Annotated in this window: 19 protein-coding genes; 16 read left to right on the top strand and 3 right to left on the bottom strand. The window is 36.5% G+C overall.

All coding sequences use genetic code 11. From position 1 onward, the window contains the following. Position 1: 1 nt before the first annotated feature. Complete coding sequence (locus ACE38V_RS01150; protein ID WP_375839291.1) at positions 2 to 2278, top strand: S8 family peptidase; 2277 nt, start codon at positions 2 to 4, stop codon at positions 2276 to 2278. 538 nt (positions 2279 to 2816) lie between these two features. On the opposite strand, the gene ACE38V_RS01155 is transcribed toward ACE38V_RS01150, so the two are convergent. Together ACE38V_RS01155 and ACE38V_RS01160 are read right to left on the bottom strand one after the other, a co-directional pair. Next, positions 2817 to 3041 carry a tyrosine-type recombinase/integrase gene (locus ACE38V_RS01155; protein ID WP_375839292.1) on the bottom strand — a complete coding sequence of 75 codons (225 nt, stop codon included), beginning with the start codon at positions 3039 to 3041 and terminating at the stop codon, positions 2817 to 2819. Continuing rightward, complete coding sequence (locus ACE38V_RS01160) at positions 3025 to 3357, bottom strand: hypothetical protein (protein WP_375839293.1); 333 nt, start codon at positions 3355 to 3357, stop codon at positions 3025 to 3027. Before ACE38V_RS01160 ends, ACE38V_RS01155 begins: the two co-directional genes overlap by 17 nt. A gap of 724 nt (positions 3358 to 4081) precedes the next feature. Between ACE38V_RS01160 and ACE38V_RS01165 the strand changes: the two genes are divergently transcribed. The 10 genes from ACE38V_RS01165 (at position 4082) to ACE38V_RS01210 (ending at position 15996) form a co-directional block, all read left to right on the top strand. Next, on the top strand, positions 4082 to 5236 hold the full coding sequence (locus ACE38V_RS01165; protein WP_375839294.1) for an ROK family transcriptional regulator: 1155 nt from the start codon (positions 4082 to 4084) through the stop codon (positions 5234 to 5236). 223 nt (positions 5237 to 5459) lie between these two features. Next, positions 5460 to 6944, top strand: coding sequence for a sodium:solute symporter family protein (locus ACE38V_RS01170; RefSeq protein WP_375839295.1), 1485 nt, complete (start codon positions 5460 to 5462; stop codon positions 6942 to 6944). A 111-nt stretch (positions 6945 to 7055) separates the two neighbouring features. After that, complete coding sequence (locus ACE38V_RS01175) at positions 7056 to 8354, top strand: AGE family epimerase/isomerase (RefSeq protein WP_375839648.1); 1299 nt, start codon at positions 7056 to 7058, stop codon at positions 8352 to 8354. Next, on the top strand, positions 8351 to 9643 hold the full coding sequence (locus ACE38V_RS01180) for a neutral/alkaline non-lysosomal ceramidase N-terminal domain-containing protein (RefSeq protein ID WP_375839296.1): 1293 nt from the start codon (positions 8351 to 8353) through the stop codon (positions 9641 to 9643). Before ACE38V_RS01175 ends, ACE38V_RS01180 begins: the two co-directional genes overlap by 4 nt. Then, positions 9640 to 10410, top strand: coding sequence for a glucosamine-6-phosphate deaminase (locus tag ACE38V_RS01185; RefSeq protein WP_375839297.1), 771 nt, complete (start codon positions 9640 to 9642; stop codon positions 10408 to 10410). Before ACE38V_RS01180 ends, ACE38V_RS01185 begins: the two co-directional genes overlap by 4 nt. Further along, positions 10410 to 11594 carry an N-acetylglucosamine-6-phosphate deacetylase gene (gene nagA, locus ACE38V_RS01190; RefSeq protein WP_375839298.1) on the top strand — a complete coding sequence of 395 codons (1185 nt, stop codon included), beginning with the start codon at positions 10410 to 10412 and terminating at the stop codon, positions 11592 to 11594. Before ACE38V_RS01185 ends, nagA begins: the two co-directional genes overlap by 1 nt. An 11-nt stretch (positions 11595 to 11605) precedes the next feature. Next, positions 11606 to 12364 carry a sugar isomerase domain-containing protein gene (locus ACE38V_RS01195; protein WP_375839300.1) on the top strand — a complete coding sequence of 253 codons (759 nt, stop codon included), beginning with the start codon at positions 11606 to 11608 and terminating at the stop codon, positions 12362 to 12364. Positions 12365 to 12422: 58 nt separating this feature from the next. Beyond that, complete coding sequence (uxuA, locus tag ACE38V_RS01200) at positions 12423 to 13475, top strand: mannonate dehydratase (protein ID WP_375839302.1); 1053 nt, start codon at positions 12423 to 12425, stop codon at positions 13473 to 13475. Between the two features lie 25 nt (positions 13476 to 13500). Beyond that, positions 13501 to 14355 carry an SDR family oxidoreductase gene (locus ACE38V_RS01205; protein WP_375839304.1) on the top strand — a complete coding sequence of 285 codons (855 nt, stop codon included), beginning with the start codon at positions 13501 to 13503 and terminating at the stop codon, positions 14353 to 14355. An 861-nt stretch (positions 14356 to 15216) separates the two neighbouring features. Further along, on the top strand, positions 15217 to 15996 hold the full coding sequence (locus ACE38V_RS01210; RefSeq protein WP_375839306.1) for a GntR family transcriptional regulator: 780 nt from the start codon (positions 15217 to 15219) through the stop codon (positions 15994 to 15996). Positions 15997 to 16164: 168 nt separating this feature from the next. Here ACE38V_RS01210 and deoC read toward each other — a convergent pair whose 3' ends face one another. Next, positions 16165 to 16875 carry a deoxyribose-phosphate aldolase gene (gene deoC / locus ACE38V_RS01215; RefSeq protein WP_375839308.1) on the bottom strand — a complete coding sequence of 237 codons (711 nt, stop codon included), beginning with the start codon at positions 16873 to 16875 and terminating at the stop codon, positions 16165 to 16167. A gap of 292 nt (positions 16876 to 17167) precedes the next feature. Here deoC and ACE38V_RS01220 point away from each other — a divergent pair, with 292 nt between their 5' ends. The 5 genes from ACE38V_RS01220 (at position 17168) to ACE38V_RS01240 (ending at position 20962) form a co-directional block, all read left to right on the top strand. Further along, positions 17168 to 17587, top strand: a complete 420-nt coding sequence (locus ACE38V_RS01220; RefSeq protein ID WP_375839310.1) for a PTS sugar transporter subunit IIA — start codon at positions 17168 to 17170, stop codon at positions 17585 to 17587. Between the two features lie 24 nt (positions 17588 to 17611). Next, entirely contained in the window at positions 17612 to 18106 is a 495-nt protein-coding gene (locus tag ACE38V_RS01225; RefSeq protein WP_375839312.1) for a PTS sugar transporter subunit IIB, read from the top strand. 28 nt (positions 18107 to 18134) lie between these two features. Continuing rightward, positions 18135 to 18968 (top strand): PTS mannose/fructose/sorbose/N-acetylgalactosamine transporter subunit IIC, encoded by an 834-nt coding sequence (locus ACE38V_RS01230; RefSeq protein WP_375839313.1) that lies wholly within the window; start codon positions 18135 to 18137, stop codon positions 18966 to 18968. 22 nt (positions 18969 to 18990) lie between these two features. Then, entirely contained in the window at positions 18991 to 19836 is an 846-nt protein-coding gene (locus tag ACE38V_RS01235) for a PTS system mannose/fructose/sorbose family transporter subunit IID (protein WP_375839314.1), read from the top strand. A 214-nt stretch (positions 19837 to 20050) separates the two neighbouring features. Beyond that, positions 20051 to 20962, top strand: coding sequence for a class I mannose-6-phosphate isomerase (locus tag ACE38V_RS01240; protein WP_375839315.1), 912 nt, complete (start codon positions 20051 to 20053; stop codon positions 20960 to 20962).

The raw sequence follows: 20962 nt of genomic DNA on the forward strand, positions 1-20962 counted from the left end.
GATGAGCGATAAAAATAACAAAGAATATTTACCGATAATAGGATATGGAGAAAAAATGATTGAGCCTGTTACCAAAAAAGGTGGTTTTGGCACTCCTATTTTTCCTAGAACATTCAGTCAAGCTCGTAATCACATTAAAAACCAGGTCTCTGTTCTTAAAGAGAATATTAATAATATTCCAGAAGAAAAACGGATGGATGAAATTGTTGTAACAGTTCGATTAAATGAGAAGTTTTTAGCAAAATCATACACGCCTAACACTCTCTTTAAACAGGCTAGATTTGAAAACATTGGTTCAAGAAGATGGGAAATAGATGGAAAAGATGGCAAGAAAGAAAAACACAGTAAAATGCATTTTGTAAAAATAGATAAAGATAGCCTAGAGGAGTTTGAATTAATTCTTTCAAAAGAAGAAACACAACTTACAGAGAGTTTAAGAAATGATATTAGAAAAGTAGAAGACATATCATTCCTATCAGGAACCGAAATAGTTCAAGGATTCGATGATAAATGGGAAGAGGGTACTGTTGAATTTGTGCTTCACCCATTTGGTGACGATACTGAAGAAATGTTAAATAAGTTCAGAAAAATTCTTGATAAAAACAAGGTCGACCCTAATTCTTTAAGAATAAAAACTTATCCTAATGGACCAACCTTCGTTAGTGTATTTTTAAATAAAAAAGTATTAAGTGACTTTACTGATTTTAATCCATTACGTACAGTTCATCCATTAACGGTTGATTTTTTTCCAGAATTAAGGAGTTCTCAAAGCAATCCTCTTCTTTTAAAGCCGCCAGTAGGGAAGAATATTTCTCAGATAAAAGTGGGTATTTTTGATGGGGGCATTGATCCATCACACCCTTTACTTGCTAACTATGCTAGGGAAAATAAGTCTGTAAGTACAAGACCAGTTAGACAAGGTGTGGATCATGGGACAGCTGTGGCTGGAGTGGTTTTGTATGGAGACCTTAATCAGTATGAGGACCATTCTCAACTTCAAGAGCCGACCGTTTCTGTCGAAAGTTTTCGGGTACTCCCAAAGAGTAATCCTGCTGACTTAGATTTATACGAGGCTATCGATTTTATTGAAGAAATTGTCCCGACTAGGAATGATATCGATGTTTATAATTTATCCTTTGGGCCTTCTGGCCCTATCCTGGATGATGAGATTTCTAGGTTCACATATTCACTTGATCACATGGCATGGTACCATAAAAAACTATTCGTTGTTGCAGTGGGTAACGATGGAAATAAAATAAGTCCCTACAATAGGGTTCAAGCTCCAGCTGATATTGTTAACGGACTTGGTATAGGGTCCTATACTTTTAATAGTAATGGTGAAAAGGTAAGGGCTGATTATAGTTGCGTAGGAGGAGGAAGAGAAGGCTGTAAAGTTAAACCCGATATTGTTGCATTCGGTGGGGACGCTCACTACCCAATGCATCTACTTAGTACAAATCACAGCGATAAGTGGTTACATTGTGGTACAAGCTTCTCTTCCCCTTTAATTGCAAGCAAAGCTGCGGAAATTTTGGGGAGATGTAATCAGTTTAATCCACTTGTGGCTAGGGCGTTGCTTGTCCATTCAGCCCAACACCATAGTCAAGTAGACAATGAATTAGGATATGGTATTGTGGACCAAAGCGTGGACGATATTTTAAGGTGTGACGAGAACCATGTTACAATTATCTATTCAAGTTCACTGAATCCAGCAGCATTCGCTAAATTACCGATTCCACTGCCTGTAAATTCCAATATTCAAGGAGATGTGCATTTATCATGGACGATTGCGACTTTATCAAAAGCAAATCCTTTACATATAGAGGATTATACGGAATCAGCTATTGAAGATACATTCTATCCCCACTATAAAAAATATAAAATTACTAAAAATACTGCCTCTAAAACTCTTCATATTGACAATGATGCTGAAGAGATTGCTAGTTTAGTAGCGGATGGTTGGGCAGTTAGTTCACTTCCTTGTTCGAGCTCCCCTGAGCAATATCAGTCTGAACAGGCAAGAAGGGGAGAATTGAAATGGGATACCGTAGTTAAGAAATGGAAAAGAATGCGAGTCTCGTCTTTAGAGCGACCTTCGTTGGTACTTCATGGTATGGGAAGAAATGGAAGTTCAGAAAGGATGGATTATGCAGCGGTAATCACTATCAGTGTACCAAGGTTCAAGGGGAATTTACATGGAGATATTTTAAACGAATATAATGTGTTAGAACCTGTCTTTATACGTAATCGAAATGAAATCATGGTTCCTATAAGATAACTAAGAAGTCCTTCTCATTCGAGAGGGGCTAAAACTCAAAAAGGCAAATTATCCTTAAACACTGGTCTATTATGCCTTACTAAATCTGTAATATTATTACTTCCATTATAAATGACTTTTGTTATCTCCATATCAAGGCATCCATGCTATCTATATATTCGCTGCGCCCATATCTATATATGAACCTTCTTCATTAATAATAAACTTGTTAAAACAAATAGGGAATGCGGTTTAATAGATATGATGTTGACGAATTGTTGACGAAAACGGTCAACAACGTTCATTTTCCATCCGAAAATATCTTACAAGCAAAAATAAAAAGGTGATTAAATAAGGCTTTATCAATCTTCTTCAATGAGCTTCCTAGATTGATAGCCACTTTGACAGGGTAGAGGTCGCTGGTTCGAGACCAGTCGGAATCATAATAAACAGTGGCCTGTATTCTTTGAAAATCAAGGGATACAGGCTTTTTGTTTTTGATAATACAGCTCCATAATACTCGTAATTTAGGTTATTTGCTAACATTTTGCTAACATGTTTATTTTCTTTTCATTATATCCTCAAAGATTTCTGCGACATTATCTTGATTTGTGGGTATTAAGTGAGCATATATTTCTAATGTAACCCGAGGGTTTGCGTGTCCTAAGCGTGCCGCTACTTTTACGGGATCTACACCAGAGTTGAGTAGAAGTGAAGCATGAGTATGCCTCAAATCATGAAATCTAATTTTTGGTACTTTTACTTGTTTACATAGATGTTGCATTTTTCTTTAAACCACCTGCTACCAGATGTTTGTCACATTCTGTAAACTTTAGAATATACGCAAAACCCATTATAGATAAAATTGCCTGAATTAGAGGGGCAGTAACCATATTATCCGAAAATGCTTTAAATGCGCTCATAGGTTTTCCGGCAATTAAGGCCATTAGTATTACTGCACCAATAAGTACTAACCTTGCTTCTTTTTTCTTTATAGAAAATAAACAGCTCCGATAACAATAATAGTACCAACAATTAGAATCACGGTATTCATACTCATCTCTCCTAAGGATGGGAGTAATTGGAATAGATTTTATCAATTTTTTGCTCATTTTTTTACAAAATAGTTTTATTGAAGCTAACTAGTATTTTTTAAATGTATTTTGAAATACACCCCTCTCTTTTTGAATTTGTTTTTTTAATATAATTTTTATTACAGATTTATTTTTGCACGTTTTATTGATTACTTGAAATTCAAATTCTTTATAAATATATTAATTTTTATTATTAGTATTTTGGGTTGTGTTCTTTATTAAAGCCATGATCCTGAATTGATTATGGTCACCGAAATGTTCCGGTAATAACATAATTTTTACCAATGGATGACAAAAAATTTATAACCGAATGACAGGTTATTTACCAGATTAAATACTTGTTTAGATAGAACCACCTTTTCAGAATTAAAGAACACTTGTCTCGATCTGATTGGATATGCATTTGGATAGAGAACACCTCCCTTACAACGAAGATGGCGCTGATTATTCGTAATTTTAACAAACACGCCAGATTGTTGAACACATCTGATAGCTAGGTTAAAGTTTAGGAGAGATTTTGAAATTATGTACTTAGTAATGGGTCAGTGAAATATGTATAAATTTTGAGTTGTATAAATAGCCCACAATTTACTATATTAACTACATTCGGAGCTGTTAGCTTGATGAGCATGTGATGCTACCTCATAATATAGTAATAAGTACTTTTTTAAACTTCAAATATTTGCTTTGTTAAATAAAATTAAAAATATCATTAAATAGGTGATGAAAAATGGTAAAGGGACCCGCGGTACTTAGAGAAATTAATGAAAAACGTGTGTTGGCTTATATAAGAGCTAATGGAACAAGCTCTCGCCAAGAACTTACAAAGAATCTTGGGTTAAGTAAGAATACTGTTTCCTTAATTACTGAAGAGTTTATTAAAGAAGGCATACTAAGAGAAGTTGGAATTGATTCAAAAGGAGTAGGGCGTCCTAGGATGAAATTAGATCTTATTCCCGATATTTATCATTCTGTTGGATTGCATGTTAGAGATACTTTCTGTGAGTTGGTAGTAACCGATTATCTTGGGTCAATTATTGAAAGTAGAAAACTAATGATGAATACACAGAATGCTGCACAGTGTTTAAAAGAAATAACCTTGTTATGGCCTAAGTTAGAATCAACTTATTCTAACATCATTGGTTTCGGTATTGCTATTCCAGGTTTAGTTAATCCAGATGAAGGGATTGTTATTTCTTCATCTCACTTACACTGGAAAGATGTCAATGTTATTAAAATACTCGAGAAACAAATTCCTGTTCCTATAAAAGTTTTAAATAGAGTAAAAGCAGCTGCTCTTTCTCCAGAGAAAATTATACCAGAAGATGCAGATAGTACGTTTTATATCCGGATTGATGAAGGTGTTGGAGGTGCCTTTGTTCATAATAAAGATGTATTAAGCGGTTTTAATTATACAGCAGGAGAAGTTGGCCATCTAGTTGTAAAGCATAACGGGCCATTATGTACATGTGGGCAAAAAGGCTGTTTGGAAACATTGGTTTCTATTGGTAATGTCATTCGCAGATTAAGTGAAATGGGTGCAAACATAACAGAAAATGATCTTTATTCAAATCACTTTTTTACGATTTATTCATTTGACCCAAATTATAACGAGATAGTAAAAGTATTTAAGGAAGTTGGTAAGGAAGTAGGCACAGCTGTGTCAACTATTATCAATTTATTTAATCCCCAATTTATTGTCATAGACAGTCCATACAATGAAATGGAGTTTTTTAAGAGCGCAACACTGGCAACCATCAAAAGTAAAGCTTTAAAATATCCTTCTGAACGGACGAATACTATTTTTGCCAGTAATCCCCTTTCCTCTCCATGGGGAATGGCAATGTCAGTGATTCATCAATTTGAGGCTACTAATTTTGTCTAAATTATGAAATAATTTATTTTTCAGAATGTTATTGACTGCAAAAATTGATGGTGTTATATTTTAATCAATTAGTCATAAGTTAGGACTAATTATATCTTTAATCAATTAGTCATAAGTTAGGACTAATTATACCTTTAGTGCCCAATAAAGGCATAGTGGGTAAGCGCTTACAGTTTTTGATGTGTTAGCTTGGAAATGGACAAAACATAAAGGAGGAGTTAAATTGTCAGGTATTGATTGGTTTGTACTAATTCTTTATTTCTTTGTAATGATTGGAATTGGTGTTTGGTCTTATCGCCGAGTTAAAAATGCAGATGACTATTTCACGGCAGGAGGTAAAATGCCGTGGTGGTTAGCAGGAGTCTCGCACCACATGTCTGGATATAGTGCTGCAGTATTTGTTGCATATGCTGCTGTCGCCTATCAATATGGGTTTACTATATATATTTGGTGGGCTGTACCTGTATCACTTGCTATTTTTGTAGGCGCTCCCATTATTGCCCCCAGATGGGCAAGGCTTCGAGAAAAATATCAAATTGGGTCTCCAATGGAGTATTTATCTACAAGATATAACTTGCCAACACAACAGATTATGGCGTGGAGTGGTGTAGTATTAAAAGTTTTTGATGTTGGAGCTAAATGGGCCGCTATTGCCATAGTTTTACAAGTATTTACTGGGATGCCACTCTGGGAAGGAATTTTAATATCAGGTGGAGTTTCATTAATTTATTCAACAATCGGGGGATTATGGGCTGATGCCTTAACCGATTTTGTTCAATTCATTATTCAATTTGTTGCTGGTATTACCATGTTCTTTATCGTTTTAGCAAAACTCGGTGGATTTGGAGAAATTACCGGGATGTGGAACAAATTGCCGGCACATCATACTGATTTACTATCCGGTCCATATACACTTTGGTTTGTTATTGCTTATGTATTCATAGATTTCTTAAGTTACAACGGGGGAACATGGAACCTTGCACAAAGATATATTGCAACACCAAATGGCAAAGAAGCAAAAAAGGCAGCAATTCTTTCAGGATTTTTATACTTGATTTGGCCTTTAATTTTATTCTTTCCAATGTGGGCTTCACCAATCTTTTTCCCACATTTGGCTCAACCAGATCAATCTTATGCACTAATGGCAACACACTTTTTACCAAAAGGTTTAATCGGGTTAGTTTTAGCAGGTATGTTTAGTCATACGATGGCCATGACCACTTCTGATGCTAATGCCATCTCTTCAGTTGTTACGCGTGATATTTTACCAGCATTAACAAGAAAAAAAGAAAGCTTGACAAGTCATGGCTCTCTTATTGCAGGACGTACAACTACTTTAGTGTTTGTTCTCTTAACAATGGTTATCGCTGTTGAACAAAGTTCATTTGGCGGAGTTTTAGGATTACTTATTGAATGGTTTGGTGCTTTGGTTGGACCAATCTCCATTCCTATGTTGTTAGGGCTATTACCTTCGTTTCGTTATTGCGGTCCTAGTGCGGCTATTACATCCATTATAGGCGGGTTAGTAATATTTGCCCTTGATAAATATGTCTTTATTGTTGGAACGACTGCAACTGTTGGTCTTCCAATCCTTGGTTCTTTTATAATATTCGTTGTAATCGGTTACTTTACTAGAAATAAAGCAATTCGGCCTGAAGCCGCGAATATGTTAGCCGCAATTAATGACGACCAAAGTCAGAAATTATGAAGCTATTAAATACCTTTATTAAAGTCGAAAAAAGTTATGGTTTCCCTAAGTTGCAAATCGTGACTCTGGGGGTTGATTTTAAAAGCTAGGGGATGTTTTAAGGTGAAAAAAATGGAGGCAGAAGGTACTCTAACAGATAACACCCTGCTTGACTTTTATAAGGAACATCTTGAAAAGGTGCTATTACCATTTTGGAAGCTTGCTGTGGACAAGGATAATGGTGGTGTATTTACCTGTTTTAATAATACAGGGGGCCAATTGATCAGCCATGATAAATATACCTGGTCACAAGGCAGGTATATATGGATATGGTCCAGAATTGCAAGATTGTGTGAAAAAGGATTAATAAACGATTCACCACAATTCTATATTGATCAAGCTAAAAAAACGGTTGATTTTTTATGGGAACATGCAATTCTCCCAAATGGCCATTGTGCTTTTATTCTTACAAAAGATGGTACACCAAAAGAAAGTCAACCTGGAGCAGGTTATGATACAAGTTTCTATGCAGACTGCTTTGTTATTGTTGGTTTTTCAGAGTATGCCAGGGCTACAGGGGATATAGAGACGCTTAATAAAGCACTTCAAATTTATGATACGGTAAAAAGGCGGGTACGAAGCCATAACTTTAGAAGTGAGCCATATCCAATACCAGTTGGTTTAGAAGCCCATTCAGTTCCAATGATTCTTCTAAATGTATCACAAGAGCTTTTGGAAGGATTAAAGACTGTTAATCATAACTGGGAAAGTGAAATAAAAAAGGACTGCGAGTATTTTGCAGACCAAATTTTAAACAAATTCCGTTTAGAAGATGGCCGGATTGCTGAAATGACCAATATAAACACTGAGCAGTACAACGATACTATCCTTATGCGGCATTTTAATCCAGGACATACAATAGAAGATATGTGGTTTCTCATTCACTTATCGTTCCAGTTAGATAAGCCAGAGTGGATAGACCTTGCGGTTGAATCAATCCAAAAGGCTTTAGAGCTTGGCTGGGATGAACAATATGGAGGCTTATTAAGGTTTGTTGATAGAGAAGGAGGCCAACCGAGAGGAAAAGTTAGTGGAGTACCTTATGAAAAATTGATTGTTGATACTTGGGATACAAAGTTATGGTGGCCGCATTCAGAAGCACTTTATGGCACCTTGTTAGCGAAGCGTTTAACAGATGATTCTAATTGGGATGCATGGTATCAAACAATGCATAACTATATTTTTAATACTTTTCCCAATCCAAATAAGATCATCGGAGAATGGATACAAATTAGAGATCGAAAGGGTAACCCGATAAATAAGTTGGTTGCCCTGCCAGTTAAAGATCCGTTTCATATTATAAGAGATGTCCTTTTGATTATTGAGTTACTTGGAACTCCAAAACTTTTTTTACGAGGTCAAGCTAAATGAATAATTTTACAGAATTAAGGTTAGGAGTGTCTAAAGTCGATATCACCCCACAGGCCCCAATTCCGTTAGCGGGATTTGGACACCGGGTGGGAAATTTTAAAGGAATAGTCAGACCCCTTTTTGCCCGTTGCTTCCTGTTTGAAGAATTAGGAAATCAGTATTTATTCGTGACAGCTGATTTACTTTGGTGGGGGCAGTCTTTTGCTAATGATTTGCATAAAAGCATTGAAGAAACATGGGGAATACCATCTGATCATCTTATTTTGCATGCAACACATAATCATTCAGGTCCTCAAACAAGTGATCAGTTTGTATCAGCACTAGGCAAATATGATAGCAGATATCTTAAAAGACTTAAAATGCTAATTTACGATGGAATTTGCGAAGCAAGAAAAAACCTGGAATCTGTGACTGTTGAAGTTGGAAAGGGACTTTGGTCCGGAAGTATTAATAGGAGGAAAGTAATCAACGGTATATGTGAAATGGCTCCAAATGTGGAGGGGATAAACGATCAAACCATGACTGTGATTAAATACTCAACACAAGACAAAAAGCTTAAAGGGATTCTGGTTCATGCTACATGTCATCTAACCACAACAGGGGATAATTTCGTATCATCAGAGTTTCCAGGGGTTACTATGGAAAAGTTGGAAGGTCAATACTCTGACCAAAACGTTGTTGCAGGATTTTTACAAGGGTTCTGCGGCAATATACGCCCTGCTTTAATCCAAAATGGTGTATTCTACCGTGGGGATGATTCCCATGTTGTTAAGAATGGCCTTATTCTTTTGAACGAAGTAAACAGAGTCTTAGAAATAGGTATGAAACAAATTTCAACTAACCCTATTAAAATTATTAGAAAAACAGTTAATCTCCCGTTCTCAGTTGTACCAGGTCCAGAAGAAATAAGAGAAAAAGGATTGAATGGCAGTGTATATAGGGAATGGGCGCAGCTCTTATTGGAAGGTAAAAAGGAAATTCCATCATATGCCAAATTAAATATATCTTATATACAATTTGCAGAGAATCTATGCTTTTTAGCGGCAAACGCTGAAATGGTGGTTGAATATGGTATTTTTGCAAAAGAAATTTTAGGAGACCATTTGTTACCTATAGGATATACAAACGGCATGATTGGTTATATACCAACGGAAAAGCAACTGGAGGAAGGCGGTTATGAACCAGTAGAATCCACTTATTATTTTGGTTTACCAAGCCAATTTTCACCAGAGATTGAAGGGATTATTAAGGAAGTAATTGCTCAAATAAGAGAGGAGTCCTTCATGTGAATTACACAGGAAATGAATTTAAAGTAGATAGGTTAATTGTAAAGGCCTATGAAAATCGCCAAGACATGGGGATCGCTGCAGCAAAATATACAAGCAGTTTACTAAAAAAAATATTACAAAAAAAAGAGCAGATTCGTATGGTATTTGCTGCAGCCCCATCTCAAAATGAATTTCTGGAAAACTTGTGCAAGATTCCTGGCATCAATTGGTCTCGAATTGTGGCATTCCATATGGATGAATATATCGGATTGCCGGATGATCACCCTGCAAGGTTTGTGAATTATTTAAATAGAAATTTGTTTGATAAAGTACCTTTTGGTGCTGTTCATCGAATCAATTCGTCAAATGGGATTAATGAAGAATGCCGCCGCTATTCAAAACTTGTTAGTGAAGCTCCAATTGATATTGTTTGTTTGGGTATTGGTGAAAATGGCCATATTGCTTTTAATGATCCAGGCGTAGCTCACTTTAATGATCCAAAGATTGTTAAACCTGTTCAACTTGATCAAGTATGTCGGCTACAACAAGTTAATGATGGATGTTTCCCTGATTTAACTTCGGTTCCAAAAGAAGCTCTTACCCTTACCATACCAACATTAACATCAGCAGATTACATGGTTTGTGTTGTCCCCGGTAAGACAAAAAGCAAAGCCGTAAATAGGACGTTGAATGGACCAATCTCTGAAGAATGTCCGGCATCAATTTTACGCCGCCACGATAACTGTCAATTATTTTTAGACACTGCATCATTTGGAGGCGGTCATTAATGGCGGCAGAACAAGGTTTTGGAATTTTTAAAGGAGTAGAATACTGTACAAACAAACCCATTATCCTAAAAACAAATAACGGCAGGATTGTTAAAAAATTGGATGGTACAGGAAATAATTCCGATAATCTGCCATGGATTGCCCCCGGTCTAGTGGATTTGCAGATTAATGGCTATAGTGGGATTGATTTTAATACCTTACCACTTAGTTTTGAGTCTGTACATAAAGCTACTGAAATTTTATGGAAGGAGGGCGTAACGCAATACATTCCAACTGTCATCACAAATAGTCCAGAGCGGATAGAAACGATCCTAGAGATCATCTCAAAGGCAATTGAATCTGATGAATCAAGGCATACAATAGCAGGTATTCATCTTGAAGGGCCATTTTTGTCACCTGAAGATGGACCACGTGGTGCACATGATGCTGCCTATATTAGACCCCCTGAATGGGAAATGTTTGTAAAGTGGCAAAAAGCAGCTCGTGGTCATATTCGAATTCTTACTCTCTCTCCAGAGTGGCAAAACTCACCAAATTTTATTAAAAAATGTGTCGAAAGTGGGGTTAAGGTTTCTATTGGGCATACTGCCGCCAATTCAGAACAAATTTCATTAGCCGTTAAGGCAGGGGCAAGTCTTTCAACCCATTTAGGCAATGGCGCTCATGCCAAATTACCAAGGCATCCGAACTACATTTGGGACCAATTAGCAGACGATAGGCTTTGGGCTGGTATGATTGGTGATGGCTTTCATTTACCTGCTTCTGTATTAAAAGTTATTAGAAAAGTAAAAGAATCACATACCATTTTAGTGAGTGATTCAGTCAATTTAGCTGGTTTGAGTCCTGGTGTTTATCATACACATGTTGGCGGAAAAGTTGTTCTAACCCCTGAGGGTAAGCTACACTTAGCCGAAAGCCCTGACCTGCTAGCAGGTTCAGTAAAATCTTTAAGAAAAGGGATAGAAAATTTAATAAACATGGGAGTATGTTCTTTTCAAGAAGCATGGGAGATGTCGTCCTTACACCCTTCCACTTTTTTGGGGTTACAAACGAAAGATGGCTTAAAAGTAGGAAGCCCGGCAGACTTTGTCCTGTTTAATAGGAATAAAAATGAAATTCAAGTAATCCAAACAATTAAGAATGGTGAAATAGTGTTTAATGGGTTAAAGGTTGAAAAAAATTAGGAGGTATAAAAATGAGTGAATTAGTTATGACTCAATACTTGCATAAAATTTTTGACCACCTTCAACGGTTACACGATGAAGAAGCATCTTCTATTCAAGAGGCAGCAAGAATGATTGCTAATCAAGTAAAAGATAACAAGATTGTCTTTATTTATGGACCTGGTGGGCATTCCAATCTCGGATCACAAGAATTATTTTTCCGTGCTGGCGGCCTTATGCATATAAGCGCAATTTTAGATGAGGGAACTCTCCTCAGTGGTGGTGCACTTCGTTCAATGGCAATTGAACGAACACCTGGTTACGGGACAATTGTTATCGATGACTACAATTTGCAGAAAGATGATCTTCTAATCATAGTGAATGCTTATGGAATTAATTCGGCAACAATTGATGCAGCACTGGAAGCAAAACGCCGTGGAGTCAATACTATTGGCGTCACTTCTATTGAACACGCGAAAAACACTCCAAAAGAACATCCTGCAAGACATCCAAGTAAAAAGAATTTATTTGAACTTGTTGATGTAGCTGTTGATAGTAAGATTATTGTTGGAGATGCAGTCGTCGATATTCCTGGATTAGAACAGCGTGTTGCAGCAATGTCAACTTTTGCAAACGCGTATTTATTAAATTGCATGGCGGCAGAGGCAGTAAAAATACTTGTTGATCAAGGAATTTATCCTCCAATCTGGAAAAGTGGAAATGCCACAGGTGGGGATGAAGCAAATGCTCGCTTTATTGGACAATTTAAAGGTCGGATTAAATTGCTTTAGATTTGAAAATTAATTTTGGTTTTAATACAAACTTTGATTAACTAGGAGGAAAAATTGAATGGAAATGGGTTTTCGCTGGTACGGACCCTCTGATTCCATCCCGCTGGAATATATCCGTCAAATTCCCGGAATGAAAGGGGTTGTCACAGCCATTTATAATATCCCTGTAGGTGAATCATGGTCGTTGGAAAAAATTAATAAATTAAAAAAGATGGTGGAAGATGCCGGGTTACACATTTCAGTAATTGAAAGTGTTCCAGTTCACGAGGATATCAAGATCGGCCTTCCAACCAGGGATAGATACATTGAAAATTATAAAGAAACGATCCGTAATCTTGGCAAAGCCGGCATTTCAGTTATCTGCTATAATTTTATGCCCATTTTTGACTGGACTCGCTCTCAACTGGATTACCGCTTGCCTGATGGTTCAACATCGTTAATTTTTGAAGAGTCAGTTGTTGAAAAAATGGACCCGTTAACCGGGAAATTATCACTTCCTGGCTGGGATACAAGCTATAAAAAAGAAGAACTTCATACATTATTTGATCACTATAAAAATGTTGATCACGAAAAATTATGGAGTAATTTGGAGTATTTCCTAAAAGAAATTATTCCTGTTGCCGAGAAAGTTAATGTCAAAATGGCAATCCATCCGGATGATCCACCATGGGATATCTTTGGTCTTCCACGCATTATTACAAATAAAGAAAACCTTGAAAGATTTATTAATCTTGTTGACAGCCCATATAACGGCATTACAATGTGCAGCGGCTCGCTTGGATCTGATCCAAAGAACGATTTCCCTGAAATGCTGCGTTATTTTGGAAAGAAAGGCCGCGTGAATTTTGTACATGCCCGTAATGTTAAGTATACGGGCGGAAGATCTTTCCAGGAGTCAGGCCATTTATCTGCAGACGGCTCGATTGATATGTATGAAGTAATCCGTGCAATGGCAGACTTTGATTATACTGGACCAATCCGCCCGGACCATGGCCGGATGATTTGGGGAGAAACCGGAAAATCAGGCTACGGTTTATACGACCGGGCATTAGGGGCTACTTACCTGAATGGATTGTGGGAAGCAGAACAAAAAAACAGAAGGCGTCAATAAATACAACTCAGGGGAGGAACTTAAAATGGCAGTCCCATTTAAAGTCGATTTAACAAATAAAGTGGCGGTTGTAACCGGCGGCGGCGGTGTTTTAGGTTCTTATTTTGCGCAAGCCTTAGCTGAATGCGGAGCAAAAGTGGCCATTCTTGATCTTAACAAGGAACCGGCAAATAAAGTGGCCAATGAGATTAATGCTGCCGGTGGACAGGCGATCGGTGTTGCTGCCAACGTACTTGACAGAGAAGCCTTAGAAAAAGCCAGAGAAATTATTGAAAAGGAACTTGGCACTTGTGACATTCTTCTTAATGGTGCTGGTGGAAATAATCCGCACGGTACAACCGATGATGAATTTTACAATGTTGAAGCAGTTAAAAGTAATCCAGATCTAAAAACTTTCTTTGAACTTGACCCTAAAGGTGTTGGGTTTGTATTTGATTTAAACTTCTTAGGTACATTGCTTCCTTCTCAAGTATTTGCGAAAAGTATGACTGAGAAAAAAGGATGCTGCATTATCAATGTATCTTCCATGAATGCTTATATACCTTTAACGAAAATCCCTGCATACAGCGGTGCAAAAGCAGCTGTAAGTAACTTCACCAAATGGCTTGCTGTTTATTTTGCTAAAGTAGGTATTCGGGTAAATGCGATTGCACCTGGATTTTTGGTAACAAAGCAAAATGAAAAGCTGTTGTTCAATGACGATGGAACACCAACTTCCAGAACGGGCAAAATCCTTAACAGCACGCCAATGGAAAGATTTGGTGAACCGAAAGAGTTAATTGGAGGCCTATTGTACTTGGTTAGTGAAGAAGCAGCAAGTTTTGTTACCGGTGTTGTTTTGCCAATTGATGGCGGCTTCTCATCTTATACAGGTGTATAAGATGAGATAGCTGAAACAATTACCCATTTCATTTCTAATCCTAGTTTTAATCATCAGTTCAGTGCTTCGGTAATCCCTAGGGACATTTGAAATACTAATATATATAAATAATATGTGTGATAATCCCTTGGATAATTGCGATACCAGTCAGCCTCGAGATTTATCTAAGATTGATTGCCTTATAAAGAAGAATGAAATGATATTGTAAAAGTGAAAGGATAGATTTGAAAAATTACCAAAGTAAATAATTGATTCTTGGAAAATTAATAAGAATATATTTTTCCCTATAAGATTATCTTTAGTTTTAAAAGAGAATTTCCAGTTAGATGATGTTAAATGCGTAGATGAGTTTTATAAGGAAAATGAAGAATGGGTTACAGAACTATCAGCAACAATAAGTCCTGAAGTGTATAACTTAGTAAATTCTCTCTTCACACATATATCAGATTATTATTCTTATAAAGCAATGGGCGACCTTAATATATGGTTTGATAAGCATACGATTACCATGATAAGTTAAGTAAAATTATTGATTTATTTGAAAAAGAGTATGAAAAGCTAAAGTAATAGCATCCTTCGGGGTGCTTTTTCTTTTCATAAAAAACCACCTAATGCATTGTATCGCTTGTAGACCATATTCTTTTTTATGCTGAGTGACAACGCTAAGAAGATAATAAAAGAAATTGTAAATGATTTTAATGTATATTACATAAAAAGAGTGATAGTATACAATTAATATTGTATACTACATAATGCCAATATGTTTACAACTTACTTTTCTTAATCCTTTTACAAGAGGAAAATAAGCGCAAATTTAAACGTTAATAATAAGTAAATACATTAAAATCGGGAGTGATCGACTTGGATAAAGGAAATAATGATAACAATGATCCGTTGTACAAACAAATTGCAGATGATTTACTGAATAAGATTGATTCGGGTGTGTTTAAAGAAGATCAGTTAATTCCAAAAGAAGTGGAATTAGCCGACAAATACTACAAAGTAAGTCGGCCAACCATACGGAAAGCCATTGAAATACTTGTTAATGATGGGTATTTGGAACGTAAAAAAAGAAAAGGAACAATTGTTAAAAGAAAAAGGATTGTCCAAGAGTTTACACAGGTTCTTGAAAGTTATGACGAGCAAATGATTAGAAAAGGTTTAGAACCGAGGACAACCGTCTTATCTTTTAACAAAGATAAAGCGAACCGGGAAATCAAAGAAAATTTAGAATTAGAAGAAGGGGATGAAGTTTACAAACTAATTCGTCTGAGATATACAGGTGAAGATCCCAATGTATTGGTTACAAGTTATTTACCGGTAAAATTACTTCCCAACTTATTAACAATTGATTTTACCAAGCGCCGACTATATCAGGTATTGTCAGAACAGGGACATGCAGTGGATTCAGTTGTGAGAACATTGAATATTGAAAAAGCGGATGAAACAACTGGCCATTTATTGAATATAGAGGAAAATGACCCAATTTATTATTTTCATACGATTGGTTATACAGGTAATAAAGTTCCGGTTGAGTTCTCGATTTCAAAATACCGGAGTGATATCAACACATTTATTTTCCAAATAACAAGTGAAGATAAATTTAAGTTACAGTTAAAAGATGCGAATGGTCATTTGTAACAAATGAAAACTGTAATGATTTAGTTTTGGGATGTTACAGAATAGGAGGATAACGCATCCTTGGAGTACATTTTTAAACATTATAAAAAACAATAGCATCTAGAATGGCTTAGTTTTAAAAATAATAAAAAAGGGGTTTCCATTAATTTAGGAAACCTCTTTTTTAGGCTAAATTTCAATAAAATCTTTTCCATCGTTTGTCATTCTTTTTTTAATTTCCTCGATAATTGGGATACCGGCGCTACAACCGATTCTTTCTGCACCATTTTTAATCATTTCCAAGAATGTGTCGGCATCTCTTATTCCGCCTGCCGCTTTCACTTTTACATCATTTCCGGCTGTTTTTTTCATCAGACTTACATCTTCAACAGTAGCACCAGTTGGAGCAAATCCCGTAGAAGTTTTAATAAAATCAGGTTTAACTATTTTTGCAATTTCGGTTAATTTAACAATTTCATCCTTTGTCAAATAGGCATTTTCAAAGATAACCTTTGATATAACATTATGTTCACGGCAAATAGAGACGATTTGTTCCATTTCACCTTTAACATAATCGTAATTTTTCTCCTTTAGCTCGGACAGATTGATGACATAATCAATTTCATCCGCGCCGTTTTCGATGGCATCGACAGTTTCTGCAACTTTCGCTTTAATGGAAGTTTGTCCAAGTGGAAAGCCTATGGCAGCACCGACATGAATATCGGTTCCTTCCAATAACGTTGCACAATATTTTGTTTGAACTTGATTGATGGCAACCATTTTAAAATGATATTGCCTGGCTTCCTCGCAAAGTTTTTTCATATCTTCTCTTGTTGCATACGGCTTCAGATTTGTGTGATCAATCAATCTGCATAAATCATCCAGGTTAAATTTTTTCAAAACGATCTTCTCCTTTTAGGTGAAAAGCTCAAATACACCAGAATAGTAACATATTAAGTAATGACCCTTAAAATATGTCCTAACATAAAATATAAAGTTTGAAAAAATAACTGTCAATAGTCTAAAAACATCTTAACATAAAGTTCAAAAATCGCAGAAAAAACCATATTGACAGCGCTTTCGTAGAGGGGCATTATAAAAGTATAGTTACATTTAAATAAAGTAACTAACATATTACTGCTATCTTACATTTAAAATGTAAAGATACATATTAGGAAGAAGGGAGCAGAACATGAAAGTTGTCGTTACTTCACACGGTGATTTTTGTACCGGAATTTTGAACAGCTTGGAGATGATTGTCGGAAAAAATGGTAATGTGTTCGTCATCAAATTGTCAGAATCAGGGATTGGCAGTTTTACTGAAAAATTAAACTCATTGTTGGATGAATTAACCAAACAAAACAAAGTGTTAATTCTCTGCGATCTAAAGGGTGGAACTCCCTATAACCAAAGCTTCCAGTATTTTTTAGCGAACCAGGATAAAGTAAGGGTCGTCAGCGGCCTGAATTTACCAATGTTAATTGAAACATCAATGATGATGGGGTCAATAGAGGATCTGGATACTTTGGCCGACATGGCGGTTCAGGCTGGCCAGACAGGAGTGGACAAGCCTTCTGCAGATGACAGTGATGAAGACAATCTGGAATTTTAACATAAGCCTAAGGAGGAATTATTTATGACTATTTCATTGGTAAGAATTGATGACCGGATTATCCATGGGCAAATTACAACACGGTGGACAAAACATAAACCGGTATATGGGATTTTGGCGGTTGCGGATGATGTTGCCCAAGATACTTTAAGAAAGAAAGTTTTGAAAGCAGCTGCAGGTAATTATAAGCTGGGTATTTACATGGTGGATCAAGCCCCTGAAAAAATTGCCAAAGCGATGGAATCTGATAAGGCATATTTTTTGATAACAAATAGCCCCCAAGTGATTGCTAGATTACTGGAGAAAGGGGTGGATATCGGTAAAGTCCTGAATGTTGGATGTATGAATGCACGCCCTGGGGCTACTGTTTTAGGCAGATCAGTGGCAATAGATCAAAAGGATTATGAGGCATTTGATTATATTGAAAGTAAAAACGTTAAGATTGAATTCCAATTGTTACCTGATGATGACCCGAAATCCTGGCAATCAATGAAGAAAAAATATGATTCTATAAAATAATCAATTAAAAAGGTTTGGAGGATTAATAATGGATATGACCCTTTTTATTCAAGCGTTGTTGGTCGGTATTCTCTGTTACTTAGGTGCAATTGAAACTCCATGGGCATTTGGTATTACTGGAGGATTTTATACTTTAGGAAGACCATTGGTTGCCGGGTTTTTAATTGGACTTGTATTTGGCGATGTAACTGCCGGGGTGTTATGTGGACTCGCTGTACAAGCGGTTTTCATTGCGAACCTATCTACCGGTGGTGCAACGAACAGTGAAATCACTTATGCGGGATATGGTGGTATCGGTCTTGCGATGGCAACAACAAAGGACCCTGCGATTGCCGTAACATTATCAGTTCTTATTGGGCAAACATTTGGGCTTATTTTCTATAACACGAGGATGGCACTTTATTCATTTTGGAATACGAGAGCCCAAAAAGCTGCAGAAAATTTGGATGACCGGGGAATTACATTAAACCACGTCTATTATCCGGCGATATCAACATTCTTCTTCAGAGCTGTTCCGGTTTGGTTAGCCATTTACTATGGACAAGGTGCTGTTAAATGGATGCTAAACAATGTTCCGAAAGTAATTACTGATATCATTTCCGTACTTGGCGGCGTCTTGCCGGCATTAGGTATTGCACTGCTAATGAGCATCATTATTAAAAACAAAATTCAATTAATCTTTTTCTTTGCCGGATTTGTCTTATTGGCATTTGCAAAATTAAGTATGATTGCCGTGGTATTTATTGCAGCTTTAGTCGCCTATGTCGTTTATTTAAGCATGTCAAAACCATCAGCAGCTGCAGCTAAAACTGCAAATGCTGATGTAGCGGATGATTTTGTTGAAGATGAAGATCTCTTTTAAATGAAAAAACGGGGTGATATAGATGAATACTAAAGAATTAACGAAAGAGCAGGAAAGCAGAAAAGACCGCCTGACAAAAAAAGAATTGCGCCAAATTTGGTTGAGATGGGGTTTTACACATTTGACCTCCATGAGTTATGAAAAATTGCAATCTCATGCTTGGGCCTATTCTTTTATTCCTTTTGCCAATAAATATTATAAAAACGACCCGGAAGCCAAACGCAGGTTATTGTTAAGACATTCTTTATTTTATAATACAGAGCCACAAACAGGTTCTCTCATAAACGGTATTGTTACATCGATGGAAGAAGAAATTGCACTAGGTAACAATGTCCCGGAAACCATGCCGGTAAACATTAAAACATCTTTGATGGGTCCGTTGGCCGGTCTTGGTGATTCAATCATTCAAGGGATTATCGTACCAACATTATTATCCATTGCGATGGGGCTTGCTGACGGAGGGAACCCGTTAGGACCGATATTTTATATTATCACCTATGGAATTATCGGACCGTTGATTTCATATCTCTGCTTTAAATACGGTTATCGATTGGGAGTAAATGCTATTGATGTTGTTACAGGGGAGAATGCGAAACGGATTACGGATGCTTTCAACGTTTTAGGGATAATGATTGTAGGTGGCTTGGCGGCTTCATACATTACACTGAACACTACTTTGAAAATACCGATGGGTGATAAAATGAAACCTTTACAAGAAGTATTGGAAGGAATTTTCCCACATATTTTACCACTGTCAATGGTGTTATTATCCTGGTGGTTAATCTCTTCAAAACAAATGACAGCTACAAAAGTTATTTTGATTTTGACGGCTATTGTTACGTTGGGAGTTGTAGTGGGAATTTTCTAATTTGGTAAGTTTTATGGGCTTTTCTTTCAACTATCCCGGTTGGCAGGATTGCCCATTTATATATAAAGTGTGGAAAAGTCCCATTTCCATGAAGTTTAAAAAGTGGAAAACAATATGATTGGTAAGGCATGAATATTAAATTCCACTTTAGTTCATTTTATCTGAAAAATGAAACGAACGATACATTATACAAGAATTAAAGGAGTAATGAAAAATGTTAAAACTTGAACCAATTTCCAAAAGAAGAATATGGGGAACTAAAAAGTTGCACGAATATTGTGGTGACCAAAGCATCGATAAAATCGGATCTATATATACTGTCAGTGCCATTGAAGAAATCAGCAATCGTATTACAAATGGGGAATATGCCGGACAAGATTTATATCATTTGGTAAAGCAAAATCCTGAAATGCTTGGTTTGGAAAAAGGAGAAACATATCCGCTGATTGTTTCCATGACGGGTGCAGGTGATAACTTGAGCATCCAAGTTCATCCAACTGATGATTACGTTATGGAAAATGGGATAGAGAAAACCGGAAAAAGTGAATCGTGGTACTTTTTGGAGGGACCTGATGAAGGATGGATTTATGCCGGGGCGAAAATAGAAGATAAAACAATTATAAGAGAAAAAATCCAAGAAGGAAAGTATAAAGAAGTGGTCGATACACTTCCTGTTAACCAATTAGACTACGTTTTTATCCCTTCTGGAACCCTTCATGCATTAACAACAGGCTCACTTGTTTATGAAATTCAACAATCAACGGATATTACATACCGTTTTTATGATTATGACCGTGTAGATAAGGATGAAAAAAAACGCGAATTGCATCTCGAGAATGCACTGGACACATTAGAGCCATCAAAGAAACCGGAGAAATCGGCTTTACAAAAAAATGAATGGAAAAAAGAAAAGCCATATCAAATTTTGCTTACGGATTTTAAAGAAGGATACGAAAACAAAGAAACAGTAGCCCAAGCAATGACCGTTATAAACGGTACTTTGAGAATTGAAAACGAGACGGTTGAAAAAGGAATGAGCATACTTATTTTACCAGGCGAAAAATTGGATGTAAGACAATCGGCAGAAGTTATCATCGCGACACCAAACATGTATTGGAGGAGTTAG

Source organism: Cytobacillus sp. Hz8 (assembly GCF_042263505.1).
Classification (GTDB): Bacteria; Bacillota; Bacilli; order Bacillales; family Cytobacillaceae; genus Bacillus_BE.

Excerpts from the sequence above, each read along its gene's own strand:
- ACE38V_RS01150 (WP_375839291.1), top strand. The coding sequence starts at position 2 with ATGAGCGATAAAAATAACAAAGAATATTTACCGATAATAGGATATGGA.
- ACE38V_RS01155 (WP_375839292.1), bottom strand. The coding sequence starts at position 3,041 with ATGCAACATCTATGTAAACAAGTAAAAGTACCAAAAATTAGATTTCAT.
- ACE38V_RS01165 (WP_375839294.1), top strand. The coding sequence starts at position 4,082 with ATGGTAAAGGGACCCGCGGTACTTAGAGAAATTAATGAAAAACGTGTG.
- ACE38V_RS01175 (WP_375839648.1), top strand. The coding sequence starts at position 7,056 with ATGGAGGCAGAAGGTACTCTAACAGATAACACCCTGCTTGACTTTTAT.
- ACE38V_RS01180 (WP_375839296.1), top strand. The coding sequence starts at position 8,351 with ATGAATAATTTTACAGAATTAAGGTTAGGAGTGTCTAAAGTCGATATC.
- nagA (WP_375839298.1), top strand. The coding sequence starts at position 10,410 with ATGGCGGCAGAACAAGGTTTTGGAATTTTTAAAGGAGTAGAATACTGT.
- ACE38V_RS01195 (WP_375839300.1), top strand. The coding sequence starts at position 11,606 with ATGAGTGAATTAGTTATGACTCAATACTTGCATAAAATTTTTGACCAC.
- uxuA (WP_375839302.1), top strand. The coding sequence starts at position 12,423 with ATGGAAATGGGTTTTCGCTGGTACGGACCCTCTGATTCCATCCCGCTG.
- ACE38V_RS01205 (WP_375839304.1), top strand. The coding sequence starts at position 13,501 with ATGGCAGTCCCATTTAAAGTCGATTTAACAAATAAAGTGGCGGTTGTA.
- ACE38V_RS01220 (WP_375839310.1), top strand. The coding sequence starts at position 17,168 with ATGAAAGTTGTCGTTACTTCACACGGTGATTTTTGTACCGGAATTTTG.
- ACE38V_RS01225 (WP_375839312.1), top strand. The coding sequence starts at position 17,612 with ATGACTATTTCATTGGTAAGAATTGATGACCGGATTATCCATGGGCAA.
- ACE38V_RS01230 (WP_375839313.1), top strand. The coding sequence starts at position 18,135 with ATGGATATGACCCTTTTTATTCAAGCGTTGTTGGTCGGTATTCTCTGT.
- ACE38V_RS01235 (WP_375839314.1), top strand. The coding sequence starts at position 18,991 with ATGAATACTAAAGAATTAACGAAAGAGCAGGAAAGCAGAAAAGACCGC.
- ACE38V_RS01240 (WP_375839315.1), top strand. The coding sequence starts at position 20,051 with ATGTTAAAACTTGAACCAATTTCCAAAAGAAGAATATGGGGAACTAAA.